We start from the raw sequence: 17,568 nt of genomic DNA, 5'->3' as shown, positions 1-17,568 counted from the left end.
GGTGGAGTACGAGGCGATCATGAAACCCGCTGCGAACCTCGCAGCGTGAAACCCAAACTGACACTTAAACGTGCATCAGTCCCGTTCATATTGCAGGTTCCGGGGCGAGAAGCCCCGCATCTGCGGGAACTCGGCTCGCAGGTCTTCGGCTAGTCGGCTGATGGTTTTGCTGCCCCAGCCTTGCTGTTCTTGGCGGAGGAGAATTTCCTTCCCGATCGACCAGTACAGCTGGATCAGCTCAGTGTTGACCGTCCGCTGCGCCCGTGTCTGGGCCTGGTGGACACGCTGCTTGAGCGCCTCCAGCGTGTGGCGATAACCATCGGGAAGAGCGACATCTGCAGAAGCCATACGCCTTATTGTCCCGGCATCCGGGGTCTGCTGCGGGAATCGCTTCGCCCACCGGGTGTTAGACGAGTTGCAGGTCGGTGATGCAGGTGGCGCCTTCGTCGGTGGTGGTGAAGTCCGAGGTGCCTGTCCGGCCGTCGTAGCTGATCTCAATGGTGCCGTCGATGTCGCTGGGCACCCAGAAGCCGACGAACCCGTTGTCGAAGGTGGTCGCCTGCTCGTCGACCACGACGTCCCCAGTAGTGCTGTCGGTGATTTCGACGTCGACGGTTGCGTTGCTGAGCTCACCCTGGCAAGTGGTCAGGCTGTGATAGAAGCAGTCATGTGTCTGCTCGACGTAGGGGGCGATCGACAGATACGACAGGTTCTGCGGCAGGTCCAGGACCACTTCCTGCCTGTTGTCGGTCAGCACCAGCTCATCGGGATAGACAGATGCGATCAGGTCTGCTGGTCTTTCGGCTGTCTCGAGCCGGTCCAGATGATCGATGATCTCGACGGCATCCATGTCGTCGAGGTCGTAAGTGTTAAGGAACTCAGCCTGCGAGTCGGTGCTTGGTGATGGTTCGGCGTCTGCTGCCGGCGCGCATCCTGCCAGCACCAGCGAGAGTGTCGCTGCAGCGATCGCTACTCGTTTCACGTTCATCTCCTTGTCGTTCGGGCCGGTGCCCGAGGGTCAGCATGCGCAGGAGTGACGGCTGCCCACGCGTGGTCTCACTGGATGGTCGGGGGTGTGTCAGATGATGGTTTCGAAGCCGCCGATCATGCCTTGCAGGCTGTTGACCCATTGGGTCCAGACGCCGCTGACGAGCAGCACGCCGATGATGATGAGCATCGCCCCGCCGATCCGGCTGATCAGGAGGTGGTGGTCTCTGGCCCACTGCAGCCTGCCGGTGCCCTTGACGATGAGCACGGCCACGACGATGAACGGCACTCCCAGCCCGAGGCAGTACATCAGCGTCAGCAGGGCACCGCGCCAGATGCCGTCGGTGCCGGTTACCCCGAAGCTGGTCGACAGCGCCAGCACCGCCGCGAGTGTGGGACCCATGCACGGGGCCCAGCTGAACGCGAAGGTGGCACCCAGGGCGGGGGCGCCCCACAGCCCGGCCGGTGGACGCTTGGTGATGCGGGCGGTGCGCTGGAACATGCCGATCCCGCCCATGAACACGATGCCGGCGATGATGACGACCACGCCCATCACGCGGTTGAGGACATCGGCCCACTGGCTGAGCAAGACACCGGCGAGACTGAACGCCAGGCCCATCGACACGAAGACTGTGGCGAAGCCGGCAATGAACAGGGAGACCCCGATGACGACCCGGCTGATCTTCCGGTCGGTCAAGGCGGCGGCGCCCAACCCGGTGACGTAGCCGACGTAGCCGGGGACCAGCGGCAGGACGCACGGGGAGAAGAACGACACCGCCCCGGCCAGGATGGCCACCGGGATCGCCAGCAGCATCGGACCGGACAGGGCGGTCTGCGAAAAGGTCTCACCGATGGAGGCTGTGAGTGTCATGCCGACTCCTCCAGCACGTCACCAATCAACGCTTTAAGGGTCGACGCGTCCACAGCTCCCATCACCCGCGCCGCCGCCCTGCCCTGAGCGTCCAGGACGACGGTGGACGGGACCGCCTGCGCGGGCAGCACCGAACCGAGCGCCGCGACCCCGAGGCCGTCCTGATCGAGCATGGACGGAAACGTCAGATCGAACGTCCTGGCGAACGCGTCGGCGGCCGGTGCCTCATCGCGAACATTGATGCCCAAGAACTTCACGCCGTCTTCTTGGTACCGCTCGTAGTTGGCCTGCAACGCCGGTGCTTCCTTGCGGCACGGGGGGCAGGCCGCGTACCAGAGGTTGAGCACCACCGGGGCCCCACGCCAGTCGGCAAGGGCGAAGGCGGTGCCGTCGGTGTACTCGCCGGCCAACTCGATCGGCTCACCCCGCTCACCGATGGGGAGTTGGGTGATGACGCCGGCCCCGGAGATGTAGCCCTGCTCAGTGACCTCCGGCACCTGGTCGGCCAACTCGTCGGGATCGCTGCCGCACCCGGCCAGACCGAGCGCGAGGAGGACGGTCAACGAGCCTGACCGGCGGATCATCGAACGACGCGACAGAGGTGAGAGCATCCTTCTTCTTCGACTCGCAGGAAAACGATTCCCTCCATTCTGGTCGAGCTGCCGATGGTGAAAGGACCAGGCTTCTTGAAGATTTGACGAAGATTGCCCTGGTGACAGCCCCGTCGAGGTGAGGTGGGTTACATTCGGATTAGCGTGCGGCCCGACGATGCCGTGCGCTGTCTCCCCGGAAGTTCAATTCCCCTGACAGGTCAACGCGGAGGCCAGGATGAGCGAACACAGCGGACATCTGCCAGTCGACGGAGACCGCAAAGCCCTCCGGATCTCCGGGTGGCTGACGGGAGTGTATTTCGTCATCGAGCTGGTCATCGGGCTGTGGTCCGGGTCGGTCGCGGTGATCTCCGATGCCTTCCACACGTTCTCGGCTGTCGGCGGGGTGCTGATCGCGCTGGTCGCCCAGCGTCTGAGCCAACGCCCCGCCACTGCGCAGGAGACTTTTGGGTGGGCCCGCGCGGAGATCATTGGGGCGCTGTTCAACGGACTCTTCCTCGCCCTGATGGCCGCCTACGTGTTCTACATGGGTGCCATGCGGCTGGCCGATCCGATCGAGCTGCCCACCACCGTGATGCTCTGGGTGGCCACCGGTGGCATTGTCACCGAGCTCATCGCGTTCTGGTTGCTCTACCAACGTCAGAAGACGAACCTGAACATCAAGGGCGCGTTCTGGCACATCCTGCAGACCTTCGTCGGCAGCCTCATCATCATCATCTCCGCGGTGGTCATCCGACTGACAGGCTTCCTCGCGATCGACCCGCTGCTGGGCATGGTCTTCGGCGTGGTGCTGCTGTGGGCATCGTGGACCATCATCCGGTCAGCTCTGAGAATCCTGCTCCAGGGCACCCCCGAACACCTCGACCTGCCGGCAGCGATCACCGCGCTGGAGGAGATCGACGGGGTTGAGGACGTCCACCACGTGCACGCCTGGACCATCACCTCAGGGCGCACCGTCTTCTCCGCGCACCTGCACGTGGTCAACCCGGCCCAGCATGAGGCCGTGCTGGAACAGGCGACCGATTTGCTCACCGACCGGTTCGACATCTACTTCTCCACGCTGCAGATCGAGCGCACCTGCCCGGCCGAGGCCGCCACGAGCATCGACATCACCAGACCCCCCGAGCGCGGGACAGACCCGGGCATTTGAAGGTTTGACGAAGATTCCGGCCGCAGCGGGCGCTGAGGGCTGTGTGCCGCCAGCACTGGGGACAGACTGGGTACATGCGGGCTGAACGAACCGACCACCACTCTGGCGGACGCATCGTCGTTGCCGAGGATGAAAAGCCTCTGGCGCAGATGGTGGCGACCTATCTGAGCCGAGACGGCTTCCACGTTGAGCAGGCACACACCGGAGTCCAGGCGCTCGACAGCGTCAGGGCCGAGGAGCCGGACGTGCTGATCCTCGACCTCGGACTGCCCGGGCTCGACGGAATCGAGGTCTGCCGTCGCGTGCGGGCGATGTCGGAGTGCTACGTGCTGATCCTGACCGCCCGGGGGAGCGAGAACGACAAGCTCCTGGGGCTTGCCGCCGGCGCGGATGACTACATCACCAAACCCTTCAGCGTCCGGGAACTGGTCGCCCGAGTCCACGCCGTGCTCAGGCGTCCCCGCACCGGAAACCCACCCCAGGATTCCGTCCGCGTCGTCGGTGATCTCACCATCGACCTCGCCGGCCACGAGATCCGGCGGGCTGACGCGGTGCTTCCCCTGACGCGCACCGAGTTCAACCTGCTGGTCGCCTTGTCTGCAGCACCCAACCGCGCGCTCTCCCGCCGGCAGCTCATCGACGCCGTCTGGGACACGTCGTGGGTCGGCGACGAACGGATCGTCGATGTCCACATCGGCCATCTGCGGCGCAAGCTCGGCGAGGAGCCCGACGGTGGCGGCCTCATCGAGACCGTCCGCGGCGTCGGATACCGAATGGTGCCCCGATGAGACTGCGCAACTCCGGCTTGGCCGCCCGCCTGTTCGCCACCCAGCTGATCGTGGTGGCGGCAAGCCTGCTCGGAGCGGTGGCAGTCGCCACCCTGGCCGGGCCCCCGCTGTTCCACGAACACCTGGAGCTGGCCGGCATCCCGGGAGGATCCCCGGAACTGTTCCATGTCGAACAGGCCTACCGCGACGCGAACCTGATCACTCTGGCAGTGGCCCTGGGCACCGGTCTGGCCTGCGCGCTCCTGGCCAGCTTTCTGCTCTCCCGCACGATCCGCACCCCGCTGGAACAGCTCACCGCTGCGGCAGCCGAAGTTGCCCATGGCAACTACGACGTGCGCGTTCCGGTGCTCGGCGCCGGCGTCGAGCTCGATTCCCTGGCCCGGGCGTTCAACATGATGGCCGACCAGCTGACACGCACCGAGGAAACGCGGCAGCGCATCCTGTCCGACCTCGCCCACGAGATGAGCACCCCGGTCTCGGTCCTCTCCGTCTACCTCGAGGGGCTGCAGGACGAGGTCGTCGAGTGGAACCCCACCACCGACGCCGTGATGGCCGAACAGCTGGCACGCCTGACACGCCTCGTCGAAGACATCGACGATGTCTCCCGCGCCGAGGAAGGCCGGATCGACCTCGACCCGGCCCCCCTGCCCCTCGCCGACCTGCTCGAAACTTGCGCCGCCGCAGTCCGGGAGAACTATGCGGCCAAGGGAGTGACGCTCACCACCGCGGCCGACGCCGACGTCCTGATCGCCGACCGGCAACGGCTGGCACAAGTCCTCGACAACCTCCTGTCGAACGCCCTGCGCCACACCCCACCGAAGGGAACCGTCTCCCTCACCGCCACCGGCACCAGCGACACCGTGCTCATCCGCGTCACCGACACCGGCGACGGCATGACCGCCGACCAGCTCACCCACATCTTCGAACGCTTCTACCGCGGCGACACCGCCCGCGACCGCGACCACGGCGGCTCCGGCATCGGCCTGACGATCTCCCACGCCCTCATCGCAGCTCACGGCGGCACCCTCACCGCCTCCTCCGCCGGCCCCGGACACGGCTCCGAGTTCACCATCGAACTGCCCCGCACCCCTGGAAAGGCCTACCCGTGAGAACAAACACCTTTACTCACATACCCCCCGGGGGTATAGTCGGGGTTGTTGGAGGCTCTCTCCACCTCTCCGAGCCCACTAGTCAGGAGCACATCATGACCGCATCCTCCCGCCAGCTGCCCCTCGCATCGGCAGGATGTGCCTGCTGCGCACCAGCCGACACCGCCACTACAAACGCAACCGGCAGCAGTGCTGAGCCGGTCTCCACGGTCACGCTCGCAGTGGAGGGGCTGACCTGCCAGGGCTGCGCCTCGCGGGTAACCAACGTCGTGCAAACACTGGATGCGAACGCCCAGGTGGACGTCACGCTGGTGCCCCACGGCCAGTCCACTGTCACGGTGAACAGCAGCGCACCGGTGGACTCTGCGGCGCTGCAATCGGCGCTTTCCGCGGCCGGTTACCCCGCAGCAGAAGCCTGATCGGCTACCCATCCCCGACTGTGAAGGACAACGATGAGCAATCCGGAGCACCACCACCAGCACCACGACGATCACCTCGACGCGGGCAGCCACGGACAGGCGATGCCGCAGGGACACGGGCACTCAGCCCTCGATGAACGCCCGGCACCGGCCCACGGTGGTCATGCCGGGCACGACCATGACGAGCATGCAGGCCATGGGGAGCACGCCGGGCACAGTGTTGCGATGTTCCGGAACCGGTTCTGGGTCAGCCTGATCCTGTCGGTGCCGGTCGTCATCTTCAGCCACATGGTCGCCGACCTGCTCGGCTACCAGGTGCCCGAGTTCTTCGGCTCGGCCTGGATCGCCCCGGTGCTGGGCACCGTCATCTACGTCTACGGCGGCATGCCCTTTCTCAAGGGCGGGCTCAATGAGCTGAAATCACGGCAGCCGGGGATGATGCTGCTGATCGCGATGGCCATCACGGTGGCCTTCGTCGCCTCCTGGGCCACCAGCTTGGGCATCGGCGACTTCATGCTCGACTTCTGGTGGGAGCTGGCGCTGCTGGTCACCATCATGCTGTTGGGGCACTGGCTGGAGATGCGCGCACTCGGTGCGGCATCCGGTGCGCTCGACGCGCTGGCCGAGCTGTTGCCCGACGAGGCGGAGAAGGTCACCGAGTCCGGGATCGTCACCGTCCCGATCGCCGAACTGCAGACGGGTGACACGGTGTTGGTCCGGTCCGGGGCCCGGGTGCCTGCCGACGGCCGCATCATCGACGGGCACGCCGAGTTCGACGAGTCCATGATCACTGGTGAGTCCAAACCCGTCCCGCGTGAGCTCGGTGACAAGATAGTGGCCGGCACCGTCGCCACGGACAACGCGGTGCGTCTAACCGTGGAAGCCACCGGCGGCGAGACTGCCCTGGCCGGCATTCAGCGGATGGTCGCCGACGCGCAGGCATCGTCGTCGCGGGCGCAGGCGCTGGCCGATCGTGCCGCAGCGCTGCTGTTCTGGTTCGCGTTGGGGGCCGGCATCATCACTGCGCTCATCTGGACGCTGCTGGGCGCGCCCGACCAGGCCGTCATCCGCACCGTCACAGTGCTGATCATCGCCTGCCCGCACGCACTCGGACTGGCAATTCCGCTGGTGATCTCTATCTCGACTGAGAAGGCCGCCCGGTCGGGCCTGCTCATCAAGGACCGGCTCGCGCTGGAGCGGATGCGCTCGATCGATATCGTGCTCTTCGACAAGACGGGCACTCTCACGCAGGGCGCCCACGCCGTCACCGGGACCGCGCATGTGTCAGGAATCAGCGAAGGCCGCGTGTTGGCGCTGGCCGCCGCCGCCGAGGCCAACAGCGAACACCCGGTGGCACGTGCGATCACCGCAGCGGCAGCCGAAAACCCGGAAGCGGCCGCGGCGCGCCTGCAGGCACGCGAGTTCACCGCCGCCGCCGGTCGCGGGGTCCGCGCCGTCGTCGAGGGTTCCGAGATCACCGTGGGCGGTCCCAACATGCTGCGCGACTACGGACTGGAATCACCAGCCGAGATCGCAGCCGATGTCGAGGAATGGACGCAGCGCGGTGCCAGCGTCCTGCACATCGTCCAGGACCGGACCATTATCGGCGCGGTCGCCCTGGAGGACCAGGTGCGGTCGGAATCCCGGGCCGCGGTCCACGCCCTGCAGGAACGCGGTGTGAAGGTCGCGCTCATCACCGGTGACGCGCAGCAGGTCGCCGACGCCGTCGGCCGCGACCTCGGCATCGACGAGGTCTTCGCCGAAGTGCTCCCGCAGGACAAGGACTCCGCCGTCATCGACCTGCAGAACAGGGGACTGTCGGTGGCGATGGTCGGCGACGGCGTCAACGACGCCCCCGCCCTTGCCCGGGCCGACGTCGGCATCGCGATCGGGGCCGGCACCGACGTGGCGATGGAATCGGCCGGCGTCGTGCTGGCCAGCGACGACCCGCGAGCAGTGCTGTCGATGATCGATCTGTCGCGGGCCAGCTACCGCAAGATGATCCAGAACCTGGTCTGGGCGACCGGCTACAACGTCCTCGCCGTCCCGCTGGCCGCCGGAGTCCTGGCCCCCATCGGGTTCGTGCTCTCCCCGGCCGTCGGCGCGATCCTGATGTCCCTGTCGACGATCATCGTCGCGCTCAACGCACAGCTGCTGCGCCGCACCGAACTCAACCCGGCATGGCTGGCACCGACCCCCGCCGAGACGTCCCGACCAGAAACCGTCCACCACAAAGGAAAGGTCACATCATGAAGCGCACACCACTGGCAGTTGCGGCAGCCGTCGCCGGCACGCTGATCCTCTCGGCATGCGCCGGGAACGCCGACCCCGCCGGCACAGGGGAAGATCCCGCCCCTGCGACCTCGGTCGTCACCGATACCGCCGGCTCCGAAGGAGAGATCTCCGAGGAGCACAACGATGCCGACGTGATGTTCGCGCAGATGATGATCCCGCACCATCAGCAGGCCGTCGAGATGAGCGAGACCCTGCTGGCCAAGGACGACATCCCGCAGAACGTCGCTGACTTCGCCCAGGGAGTCATCGACGCGCAGGGGCCCGAGATTGACCGGATGAACGCCATGCTCGAAGCCTGGGGCCAGGAACCCATGGGCGACATGGGTGACTCGGGCGGTCACGGCGGTCACGGCGGCATGAGCGGGATGATGAGCGAAGACGACATGCAGCAGCTCGAAGACGCCACCGGCACCGAGGCCGCGAAGCTGTACCTGGAGCAGATGACCAGACACCACGAGGGTGCCGTCGAAATGGCCGAACAGCAGGTGTCCGACGGGCAGAACCCGCAGGCGATAGCGCTGGCCGAGCAGGTCATCGAAGACCAGGAAGCAGAGATCCAGGAGATGAAGACGATGCTCGACGAACTCTGACCCGCGGGCGACGAGCCCACCGTGGGACACGCGCACCACCTCGAAAGGAATGAGCATGGACACCAAGATCAAAGTCGCGGTGAACGGGTACGGGGTCATCGGCAAACGCGTCGCCGACGCCGTCCGGGCCCAACACGACATGGCACTCATCGGCGTCAGCGACATCACCGCCGACTATCGGGTCGCGGCCGCCGCCGCGCGCGACATCCCCGTCTTCGCCTCCACCTCTGAGGCCCATCAGGAAATGCGTGCCTCCGGGCATGCCCTGGCAGGTGAGCTGCCTGACCTGCTCGATCAAGTCGACGTCGTCGTGGACTGCACCCCGGCCAAAGTCGGGGCGGGAAACCTCGACCTCTACCGAGCTCATCACGTGAGATCGGTATTCCAGGGCGGGGAGAAGCACGATCTCACGGGGCACTCCTTCGTCGCCCACGCCAACTACAGCTCCACCCGCGGCCGCGACTCCACCCGGGTCGTCTCGTGCAACACCACCGCGACCGTGCGCACCCTCACCGCGCTGAAGAACGTCGGGCTCCTGTCAAAGGCGCGCGGCGTGCTCATCCGGCGGGCGACCGACCCCTGGGAGTCCGACCACTCCGGGATCATGAACACGATCGTCCCTGAGGGACGCATCCCCAGCCACCAGGGGCCCGATGCCCAAACGGTGGTTCCCGACCTCGACGTCGTCACCATGGCGGCGAAAGGAGCCCATACCCAGAACCACCTGCATTACTGGACAGTCGAGCTCACCCGTCCCGTCGAGAAGGCCGAGGTCCTCGAGGCGTTCCGGGCGGTGCCCAGGATCGCCTTCGTCCGGCGCTCCGACGGCATCGTGGCGGTCAACAGCACCGCCGAGCTGATGCAGGACCTCGGCAGGCCCCGCGGGGACATGTACGAAGTCGCAGTCTGGGAAGACATCCTCACCGTGGAAGGCACCGAACTGTTCTGCACGTACACGGTCGATAACCAGGCCATCGTGACCCCGGAGAACATCGACGCCATCCGAGCCCTGGCGGGTTCGGTCGAGGACGGTGACGATTCCATTCGCCGCACCGACACCGCGTTGGGGGTGCGCCGCGATTTCGTGAAGTCGTTTGCCCACCACTGACCTTCTGCCCCCGACCGCGTGCGTCAGGTGCGTGATGCGGCGACGATCGACGCAATCGCTGCATCCAGTGCCGCGGTGAACTGCGCATCGGTCTGATCCGCGGCCAGTCCTTCCGTCAGGGCGCGGGAGAAACTGGCGATCATCCCATGGTTGCGGTCCAGGCGGGTGTTGGCGTCCGCGCGGGAATAGCCGCCCGACAACGCCAACACCCGCACCACCCGCGGATGGTCCACGAACTCACGGTAGTGATCATCACGCTCGGGCAGGGTCAGTTTGAGGATGACCGGCTGATCCTCGCCGAGCCCGTCGAGCTCTTCCCGGATGGCAGTTCGCAGCTGGTCCTCGGCCCCTGCCTTGTCGGGAGAGTGGATGTCGACCTCGGGCTCCACAATGGGCACCAACCCGAACCGCAGAACCTGCCGAGCGATGGCGAACTGCTAGGCGACGACGGCATCCAACCCCGGTCCGGGCATCGTGATGACCGAGCGCATCTTCGTGCCGAACATGTGCCTGCTCACCGCGCGGGTCAGCAGGGCGTCCAGCTCGGGGATGGGCTTCATGACCTGGGCACCGTGGGCCTGCGTTGCCAGTCCCTTGTCGATCTTGAGGAACGGCACGATGCCCTTCACCTCCCACAGGTACTCACCCGTCTGACGCCCGTCGATCTCCCGGTCCATGGTGTCTTCGAACAGGATCGACCCCAGGATGCGATCACCGTTGAAGGCCGGACTGGTGATGACACGGGTGCGCATCCGATGCACCAGATCGAACATCTCCGCCGGGCTGGAATAGGAATCCTCGCTGATCCCATAGAGCCGCAGCGCCTGCGGCGTGCTGCCCCCACTCTGATCCAACGCCGCGATGAAACCCGCGCCACTCCTGACTCGGGTGAACATGTCGTCCACCCGGGCCGAATCAGAGCCGTGCTTCATCTCAGGCCAAGGCCTTCAGCAACGCGGCACACGCCTCTTCGCACCGTCGGCACGCCTCAGCACAGATGCGGCAGTGCTCGTGCATCTGAGCGTGCTTTTCACACTCCTCCGCACACGCCCGGCACACCGTCCGGCACGTCTCCACCAGGGACCGGATGACTTCCGGATTCGTGCCGGTCAACCGCGAGAGCACGTTGCCCGTGGCGATGCAGATGTCCGCGCAATCCAAATCGGCGCGGATGCACGCCGCCAGGTCGGCCACCATCTCTTCGCTCAGACACGCATCCGCACAAGCCGTGCATGTCTGCGCACACTCGAAACACGCCGCGATACAGGCGGCGAGCGTATCCTTGTCAACCCCCTGCGCACCTGCAGGATGGGTCTCAATCATCGAAACTACATGCGACATGGAACTCTCCTTCCACTTCGACCAGGCGCAGCGGAATCCGCGCCCTACTGCGACCGTACGCGCGGACCCTGGACCACCTGAACCCCGCGAGCCTTGAAGAGTCAGTGAAGATCCACCCGGGCGCCCTCCCCGACCCGCAATGCCCCTTGACCCCTATACCCCCGCCGGGTATATTTCGATCAGCGATACCCGTCGGGGGTATTCAACGGAGGAGGTTCGACATGGCTACCAACACGTTCTCTGTGACCGGTATGACGTGCGGTCACTGCGAGATGTCGGTGCGGGAAGAAGTCGAGGAGATCGCCGGCGTCACCGATGTCGAGGTCTCCCACGAGACCGGACAGCTCGTCGTCACCTCGGAAGCCGGCGTCGACTCCGCGGCGGTCGTCGCGGCGGTCGAGGAGGCCGGCTACCAGGCGGTGCCTGCGTGAGTGCCGGCATCCGCCTGACGCTGTACGCGGCCGTACTGCTGGCGGTCTTCACCGCCGCGTACGGCGCGGGCAGCGCCTTCATCCCCGACTCCCTCGTGGAGTCCTGGATGCAAGACGTTGAGCAGGACCACCACGAGAAGGAAGGTGCCTGATGGCCGTCCAGCCCGCCGACACATCGCTGGCTCGCGACTCCGAACCGCAGACCGTCGCCGTGGAGCTCGACATCGAGGGCATGACGTGCGCCTCGTGCGCGAACCGGATCGAGCGCAAGCTCAACAAGCTCGACGGTGTCAGCGCCAGCGTCAACTACGCCACCGAGCAGGCCCGGGTCACCGCACCTGCCGGGTTCGACCCCCAGCGTCTGATCACCACGGTGGAGGACGCCGGCTACCGGGCTCAGCTCCCCACCACTGCCGGAACCGGAGACGACGGCGACTCCACTGAAGGGGACCGCAGGGACCGCGAGCTGGAGGTGCTGCGTCAACGACTGCTCATCAGCGTCGTGTTAGCGGTGCCGGTCATTCTCATCTCGATGATCCCCGCCCTGCAGTTCGTGACGATCTCGAGCACGAGGCCGAGCTGAGCGAGGTCGAGGGCGTAGGCCGCGACCGCGGCGATCAGCGTCGCTCCGCCGGTCGCCGCGATCGCGGCAGACCGCTCGAGCAGGCCGTAGAGGACGAAGCACGCCCCGATCGTCAGCCATGAGGCGATGGCGCGCGTGCCGGGAACCATGCCGAGCAGCGTCCCACCGGCGATGAGGAGGACGACGACCCCGAGGTACCCCACCGCGGTCCGGACAGGCGCGGCGGGTGCGCGCCGAACCACCAGAAGGCGATGCCCGCCACCGCGGCGGCCATGACGACGAAGTACGCGAGGTAGATCGGTGAATCCGGATCGTCGACGACCGCGTAGAGCACCGCCCCGCCGAACGACACGAGCGCGACGAGGGCGAGGAGGAGCCAGTTGTTCCTCTCGGATCCGGTGCGTTGCGGGGAGTCGGTGCGCGTCGAGTCCATGCCTCCCGAGGCTAGTCAGCGGTCGGTGGGACCGTCCAACTCCGCGCGAGCACGTCGTCTCACCGCGCGGTCGGGTCGCTCGGGTCGTCGTGCAGGCCGTGCACCGGATCCGGGAGGACCTCCGGGAGCTCGGTGTCGGGATCCTCGTCCCCGTGGAGCGAGCCGAGGCCGTAGGCGACTTCGAGGTTGCGGCGGGTGAGCGCCTGCTCCGGCGGGCCTGAGGCGAGCACCCGGCCCGAGGTCAGCAGCACATGGTCGGCCGCACGCGCCTCCTCGAGATCGTGGGTGGTCATGACGACGGAGTGGCCGTGCTCGTGCTCGGCATGGATGATCCGGTCGATCGTCCGCGCGGACACGATGTCGAGCCCGGTGAGCGGCTCGTCGAGGAGGAGCGCGATGTGGTCCTGCGCGAGCGCCTGGGCGACGTACACGCGCTGGCGCTGACCACCGGACAGCTCCGAGAGGTGTCGGCGCGCCAGATCGGTGATCCCGAGCGCCTCCATCGCCTGCTGCACACGCTGCCGGTCGTGCCGCCGGAACGGGCGGAACCAGCCGAGCGTCGAGTAGCGGCCCATCGCCACGACCTCGCGCACGGTGAGCGGGATGCCGGCGGGCACCTCGACGGCCTGCATGACGTAGGCGACCTTGCGCCAGCCGAGCGCGGGCTTCGCCCCGAGCACCCGCAGGCGCCCGGCGCGCGGCGGCATGAGGCCGGCGATCGCGTGGAGGAGCGTGGATTTGCCCGAGCCGTTGGGGCCGATGATCGCGACGACGTCGCCCTGCCGCAGCGTGAACGTCGAGCGTGCGGTCGCGATGTGCTGCCCGTAGGCGAGCACGATGCCCTCGGCCTCGGCGAGCGGCACCTCCGCCGGGGTGAGGACGTGCTCGGGATCGGTGAAGGACTCGTGGAGCCGGGAATCCGGAGCCCGGCGCCCGGCGACCCCGTGCCCGGTGCCGTGCCCCGCCCGGTCGCCCCCGGGATCCTCACGGCTTCCGGTCGCCGGCACCGCGGCCGGCCCGGCGGCCGCGGTGCCGCTGTGCGGGTCGAGCACCGACGCGCCCGGCGCCCGGCGCTCCGGCGCGGAGCCCGGGGCGAGCACCGAGTCCGCGCTCCCGGCGGAGGGCTCGCCGCGTCCGACGGTGCGATGGCGCACGGCCTGGTCGAGCTGGCGGATGATCAGGGTGAGGAAGAACAGGGCGATCGGCACGAGGGCCATCGTCGCCGAGCCCGCGGTCCCGAGGTGGAAGCTCAGCAGCAGTCCGGCCCACACGGAGAACACTGCGATGAGCGTCGACCACGCGAACATCTGCGGCACGGTGCGCGACAGCAGCGAGGCCGTGGCCGGCGGGCCGACGAGCAGCCCGAACACGAGCATTGTGCCGACCGAGCGGAAGCCGACGATGACGGCGGCGGCGATGAGCACGAGCAGGAGCACATGGATGATCCCCGGCCGCATCCCCAGCGACTGCGCCTTGCTCTGCGAGAACGCGAGCGACAGCAGCGGACGGTAGAGGATCGCAGACGCGAGGAGCACCGCCACGGCGGGCACGAACATGCCGCGCAGCACCTCGGGCGTGACGCCGAGCGCATCGCCGAACAGGATCCCGGTGAGACTGCCGGTGTACTGGTCCATGGTGGAGATGATGACGACGCCGAGCGCCATCATCGCGACGAACAGCAGGCCGATGCCGGTGTCCTCGTGGAGCGGCGTGGCCCGGTGGATCCACTCGATGAGGAGCACCATAGCGACGATCGCCGCCGCCGCGCCGAGCGCGGGGGAGACGTCGAGGAGCATGGCGACGGCGATGCCCGGCAGGATGCCGTGGGCGAACGCGTCGCCGAAGAAGCTCATGCCGCGCAGCACGAGCCAGACGCCGACGACCGAGGCCATGACGGCCGAGATCAGACCGCCGATGAGCGCGCGCTGCTGGAATCCCAGCGCGAAGGGTTCGGTGAACCATTCCATAGTCTGCGAGCCAGTCCTGGTGGATCGGGCCGCCGGCCGCGGGCGCGACCGGCGGCGGTGCCGACGGGGTGGGGCCGACGAGGTGCGTGCCGTCCGGAGGACGGCTGCGGCCGGGCCTGCCCTGTCCGTTCCGGCAGGGCCGGTGCGGAACTCAGGCGAGCGCCTCGGCGATCTTCGTGGCGTTGTCCACCATCATGCCCTGATACGTGGCCGCCGCGGAATCCGCCGGGCCGACGCTGCCGACGTGGAGCTCGACGACGGACACATCGGTGCCGACCTCCGCGGCCACGGCGTCGATGAGCGGGGTCGAGGCGGCGGTGTTGGAGAAGATCACCGGCACCCCGGTGTCCTCGATGACGGAGGTCAGCTCCGCGAGCTCGGCCGAGGACGGCTCGGCGTCCGTCGAGCCGCCGGGCACCACGACGCCGGCGACCTCGAAGTCGTAGGCCGCGGCGAAGTAGCCGAACGCCTCGTGGTCGGTGATGAGGACCCGCTTCTCCGCGGGGATGTCGGCGAGGATCTCGCGCACCTCGGCATCGGTGTCGGTGAGCTCCTGCTCGACCTTCTCGCCGCACTCGGTGTACTGGGCCTCCCCGGTCTGCTCGGTGAGGGCCTCGCCGATGATGTGGGCGGCGGTGGCCATCCGGCTCGCATCCAGCCAGAAGTGAGGATCCTCGGAGCCGTGGTCGTGGCCGGCGTGGGGATCCGCCTCCCCACCGGGTGCCGCAGAGTCCTCCTCGTGGGCGTGATCGTGACCGTCCTCGGCGTGCTCGTGGCCTTCGTGCTCCTCGTGGCCCTCCTCGCCGTGGTCGTGCGCCTCGCCGCCCCAGGGGATCGGGTCGACCTCGGGCGCCACCTCGAGCACGGTGGCACCGTCCTCGGCGGCGTTGGCGAGCGCGGACTCGAGCCCGCCCTCGAGCCCGAGCCCGTTGGCGATGACGAGTTCCGTGCCGGCGAGCTCGGCCACCTGGGCCGAGGACGGCTGGAAGGTATGGGGGTCGTCGCCGGGGCCCATGAGCGAGGTCGAGCTCGTCCCGGCGCACTCGGTGATCTGCCCGAGCACGCTGCCGAGCGTGCTCGAGGTCGCGATGGCGACGGGGTCGTCACCGGGCTCGGCGCCACCGCCGCTGCCGCAGGCGCTGAGGGCGAGGAGCGGGACGGCGAGCACGGCGGGGACCACGCGGCGAGAGAGCATCATCAATTCTTTCTGATTCGGAATACCGCCGATGAGCACGGCGCTGAGTGCGAATATAGACCCCCGGCGAGGCGGGCAAAAATAGTGAGATAGGGATATGCGCATCCGTTTTCCCGCCCGGGCGCCCAGGCTGCGTTCGCCGGGCGCTGTGCGAGGATGGAAGAGGCGCCCGGGGCGGGCGTCGGGACGATGCGAAGGAGCACAGTGACGACCCACATCATCGACGTGCCGCTGCGGTGGCGCGATCTCGACACCAATGGCCACGTGTACCACGGGACCTATCTCACCCTGCTCGACGAGGCCCGCTCGACGTGGCTGCGCAGCGGTCTCGCGCTCGCCGGCGCGGACAGCCATCTCATCGCCCGCCTCGAGATCGACTACGTCTCCGAGCTCACGGTCGACGCGGGCACCGTGGCCGTCGAGTGCGCGATCGAGCGCCTGGGGACCACGAGCCTGCGCACTGCGGAGACCATGCGGACTCCCGACGGCACCGTCGTCGCCCGCTCCCATGCCGTCGTCGTGTTCTGGGACCGGGAGACCCGCCGGAGCGCACCGCCGTCCGCGGAGGACCGGGCCCGGCTCGAGGCGGCGCTCGCGGACCAGCAGGCGCAGCCGCCTGTGGAGCGCTGACCTCACTCTCCGTCCAGAATCCGCCCGCCGACCGGCGATCCGTGGTCCTGCCCTGGTGGGCGACCGTGATCCAAGATGTGACGTGGATCACCGGCGGCGGCCATCCGACCGTCGCGTCCACTCGATGAGGAGACGGTATGGCACAGGTGCAGACGGTGACGGGACCGATCGACAGCGCGGACCTCGGATGGACGCTCGTCCACGAGCATGTCTTCGTGCTCGGCGAGGAGCACCGGATCAACTATCAGGACTGGGACGAGGACGCCCGCGTCGCTCAGGCGCAGCGGGATCTCCAGGAGCTCAAGGAGCTCGGGATCGACACGATCCTCGACCCCACCGTGCTCGGGCTCGGCCGCTACATCCCGCGCATCCAGCAGGTGGCCGCCGGCACCGACCTGCAGATCGTCGCCGCGACGGGCCTCTACACGTACAACGAGATCCCATTCCAGTTCCACTACACCGGTCCCGGGCTCCTGTTCGACGTGCCCGAGCCGCTCGTCGATCTCTTCGTCCGCGACCTCACCGAGGGGATCGCCGACACCGGGGTCCGCGCGGCCTTCCTCAAGTGCGCGATCGAGGAGCAGGGCCTCACGCGCGGCGTCGAGCGGGTGATGCGGGCGGTCGGCGAGGCATCGGCGCGGACCTCACCAAGGTCGTCATCGGCCATTCGGGCGACACCACCGACCTCGACTACCTCATGCGGGTCGCGGACAAGGGCTCGCTGCTCGGTATGGACCGGTTCGGCCTCGACGTGCTCCTGCCGTTCGAGCAGCGCGTCGACACCGTGGCCGAGCTCGTGCGCCGCGGGTACACCGACCGGGTGGTGCTCGCCCACGACGCCTCGTGCTTCATCGATTGGTTCGACGCCGAGGCGAAGGTCCAGGCGGTGCCGAAGTGGAACTTCCGCCACATCAGCGAGGACGTGCTGCCGGCGCTGCGCGAGCGCGGGGTCACCGAGGCCGACATCGACATGATGCTCGTGGCGAACCCGCGGCGCTACTTCGAGTAGGAGCTGCGGGCCTACCGGAGAAGGCGGGCCGAGCAGCAGCTGACAGGGCCC

General features: G+C 67.7%; 21 protein-coding genes and 1 pseudogene. 12 read left to right on the top strand and 10 right to left on the bottom strand.

The features are described 5' to 3' along the window. Positions 1–75: 75 nt before the first annotated feature. The 4 genes from ABD883_RS09855 to ABD883_RS09840 all read right to left on the bottom strand — a co-directional run bounded on the left by ABD883_RS09855 (position 76) and on the right by ABD883_RS09840 (position 2,469). Positions 76–348, bottom strand: coding sequence for a DUF1016 N-terminal domain-containing protein (locus ABD883_RS09855; protein ID WP_345031746.1), 273 nt, complete (start codon positions 346–348; stop codon positions 76–78). A 58-nt stretch (positions 349–406) separates the two neighbouring features. After that, positions 407–988 carry a CueP family metal-binding protein gene (locus ABD883_RS09850; RefSeq protein ID WP_425548432.1) on the bottom strand — a complete coding sequence of 194 codons (582 nt, stop codon included), beginning with the start codon at positions 986–988 and terminating at the stop codon, positions 407–409. Positions 989–1,078: 90 nt separating this feature from the next. Continuing rightward, complete coding sequence (locus ABD883_RS09845; protein WP_345031740.1) at positions 1,079–1,858, bottom strand: cytochrome c biogenesis CcdA family protein; 780 nt, start codon at positions 1,856–1,858, stop codon at positions 1,079–1,081. Further along, positions 1,855–2,469: a TlpA family protein disulfide reductase gene (locus tag ABD883_RS09840; protein ID WP_345031737.1), complete on the bottom strand. Its 615-nt coding sequence runs from the start codon at positions 2,467–2,469 to the stop codon at positions 1,855–1,857. The genes ABD883_RS09845 and ABD883_RS09840 overlap by 4 nt, the downstream gene beginning before the upstream one ends. A gap of 217 nt (positions 2,470–2,686) precedes the next feature. Between ABD883_RS09840 and ABD883_RS09835 the strand changes: the two genes are divergently transcribed. From ABD883_RS09835 to ABD883_RS09805, 7 genes are all read left to right on the top strand, one after another. After that, positions 2,687–3,619 (top strand): cation diffusion facilitator family transporter, encoded by a 933-nt coding sequence (locus ABD883_RS09835; RefSeq protein WP_094450692.1) that lies wholly within the window; start codon positions 2,687–2,689, stop codon positions 3,617–3,619. Positions 3,620–3,693: 74 nt separating this feature from the next. Continuing rightward, positions 3,694–4,407: a response regulator transcription factor gene (locus tag ABD883_RS09830; protein WP_345031733.1), complete on the top strand. Its 714-nt coding sequence runs from the start codon at positions 3,694–3,696 to the stop codon at positions 4,405–4,407. Then, positions 4,404–5,516, top strand: coding sequence for a sensor histidine kinase (locus tag ABD883_RS09825; protein WP_345031731.1), 1,113 nt, complete (start codon positions 4,404–4,406; stop codon positions 5,514–5,516). The genes ABD883_RS09830 and ABD883_RS09825 overlap by 4 nt, the downstream gene beginning before the upstream one ends. 95 nt (positions 5,517–5,611) lie before the next feature. Next, the gene (locus tag ABD883_RS09820) at positions 5,612–5,935 is read left to right on the top strand and encodes a heavy-metal-associated domain-containing protein (protein WP_094450695.1); all 324 of its coding nucleotides are present in this window, start codon (positions 5,612–5,614) and stop codon (positions 5,933–5,935) included. A gap of 33 nt (positions 5,936–5,968) precedes the next feature. Beyond that, positions 5,969–8,188, top strand: coding sequence for a copper-translocating P-type ATPase (locus tag ABD883_RS09815; protein WP_345031727.1), 2,220 nt, complete (start codon positions 5,969–5,971; stop codon positions 8,186–8,188). Further along, the gene (locus ABD883_RS09810) at positions 8,185–8,820 is read left to right on the top strand and encodes a DUF305 domain-containing protein (protein WP_345031725.1); all 636 of its coding nucleotides are present in this window, start codon (positions 8,185–8,187) and stop codon (positions 8,818–8,820) included. The genes ABD883_RS09815 and ABD883_RS09810 overlap by 4 nt, the downstream gene beginning before the upstream one ends. A gap of 55 nt (positions 8,821–8,875) precedes the next feature. After that, the gene (locus ABD883_RS09805) at positions 8,876–9,928 is read left to right on the top strand and encodes a type II glyceraldehyde-3-phosphate dehydrogenase (protein ID WP_345031723.1); all 1,053 of its coding nucleotides are present in this window, start codon (positions 8,876–8,878) and stop codon (positions 9,926–9,928) included. 23 nt (positions 9,929–9,951) lie between these two features. On the opposite strand, the gene ABD883_RS09800 is transcribed toward ABD883_RS09805, so the two are convergent. From ABD883_RS09800 to ABD883_RS09790, 3 genes are read right to left on the bottom strand one after another with little or no spacing between them, the layout of a single operon-like run. Further along, positions 9,952–10,317, bottom strand: coding sequence for a beta/alpha barrel domain-containing protein (locus ABD883_RS09800; protein ID WP_345031721.1), 366 nt, complete (start codon positions 10,315–10,317; stop codon positions 9,952–9,954). Positions 10,318–10,365: 48 nt separating this feature from the next. Then, a complete protein-coding gene (locus tag ABD883_RS09795; RefSeq protein WP_345031719.1) occupies positions 10,366–10,833 on the bottom strand; it encodes a beta/alpha barrel domain-containing protein in 468 nt (155 codons plus the stop codon). Positions 10,834–10,861: 28 nt separating this feature from the next. Next, positions 10,862–11,269, bottom strand: coding sequence for a four-helix bundle copper-binding protein (locus ABD883_RS09790; RefSeq protein WP_345031716.1), 408 nt, complete (start codon positions 11,267–11,269; stop codon positions 10,862–10,864). A 221-nt stretch (positions 11,270–11,490) separates the two neighbouring features. On the opposite strand from ABD883_RS09790, the gene ABD883_RS09785 reads away from it, so the two are divergent. The 3 genes from ABD883_RS09785 to ABD883_RS09775 are packed head-to-tail and all read left to right on the top strand — an operon-like array spanning position 11,491 to position 12,283. After that, positions 11,491–11,700, top strand: a complete 210-nt coding sequence (locus ABD883_RS09785) for a heavy-metal-associated domain-containing protein (protein ID WP_345031713.1) — start codon at positions 11,491–11,493, stop codon at positions 11,698–11,700. Then, positions 11,697–11,852 (top strand): hypothetical protein, encoded by a 156-nt coding sequence (locus ABD883_RS09780; RefSeq protein ID WP_175406998.1) that lies wholly within the window; start codon positions 11,697–11,699, stop codon positions 11,850–11,852. Before ABD883_RS09785 ends, ABD883_RS09780 begins: the two co-directional genes overlap by 4 nt. Then, a complete protein-coding gene (locus ABD883_RS09775) occupies positions 11,852–12,283 on the top strand; it encodes a cation transporter (RefSeq protein WP_345031709.1) in 432 nt (143 codons plus the stop codon). Before ABD883_RS09780 ends, ABD883_RS09775 begins: the two co-directional genes overlap by 1 nt. A 112-nt stretch (positions 12,284–12,395) precedes the next feature. Here the strand turns inward: ABD883_RS09775 and ABD883_RS09770 are convergent, their stop codons facing one another. The 3 genes from ABD883_RS09770 to ABD883_RS09760 all read right to left on the bottom strand — a co-directional run bounded on the left by ABD883_RS09770 (position 12,396) and on the right by ABD883_RS09760 (position 15,881). Further along, positions 12,396–12,716 (bottom strand): hypothetical protein, encoded by a 321-nt coding sequence (locus ABD883_RS09770; RefSeq protein ID WP_345031706.1) that lies wholly within the window; start codon positions 12,714–12,716, stop codon positions 12,396–12,398. A 59-nt stretch (positions 12,717–12,775) separates the two neighbouring features. Continuing rightward, positions 12,776–14,683 carry a metal ABC transporter permease gene (locus ABD883_RS09765; RefSeq protein ID WP_345031703.1) on the bottom strand — a complete coding sequence of 636 codons (1,908 nt, stop codon included), beginning with the start codon at positions 14,681–14,683 and terminating at the stop codon, positions 12,776–12,778. A 151-nt stretch (positions 14,684–14,834) separates the two neighbouring features. After that, positions 14,835–15,881, bottom strand: a complete 1,047-nt coding sequence (locus ABD883_RS09760; RefSeq protein ID WP_345031700.1) for a metal ABC transporter substrate-binding protein — start codon at positions 15,879–15,881, stop codon at positions 14,835–14,837. Between the two features lie 201 nt (positions 15,882–16,082). Between ABD883_RS09760 and ABD883_RS09755 the strand changes: the two genes are divergently transcribed. Together ABD883_RS09755 and ABD883_RS09750 are read left to right on the top strand one after the other, a co-directional pair. Beyond that, positions 16,083–16,508, top strand: coding sequence for an acyl-CoA thioesterase (locus tag ABD883_RS09755; RefSeq protein WP_345031697.1), 426 nt, complete (start codon positions 16,083–16,085; stop codon positions 16,506–16,508). A gap of 137 nt (positions 16,509–16,645) precedes the next feature. After that, positions 16,646–17,517: pseudogene (locus tag ABD883_RS09750) on the top strand (phosphotriesterase family protein). Positions 17,518–17,568: the final 51 nt, after the last annotated feature.

Source organism: Brevibacterium pityocampae (genome assembly GCF_039541555.1).
Lineage (GTDB): Bacteria > Actinomycetota > Actinomycetes > Actinomycetales > Brevibacteriaceae > Brevibacterium > Brevibacterium pityocampae.
The sequence above is the reverse complement of the archived record's forward strand: the minus strand, read 5'-3'. Positions and strand labels throughout refer to the sequence as shown.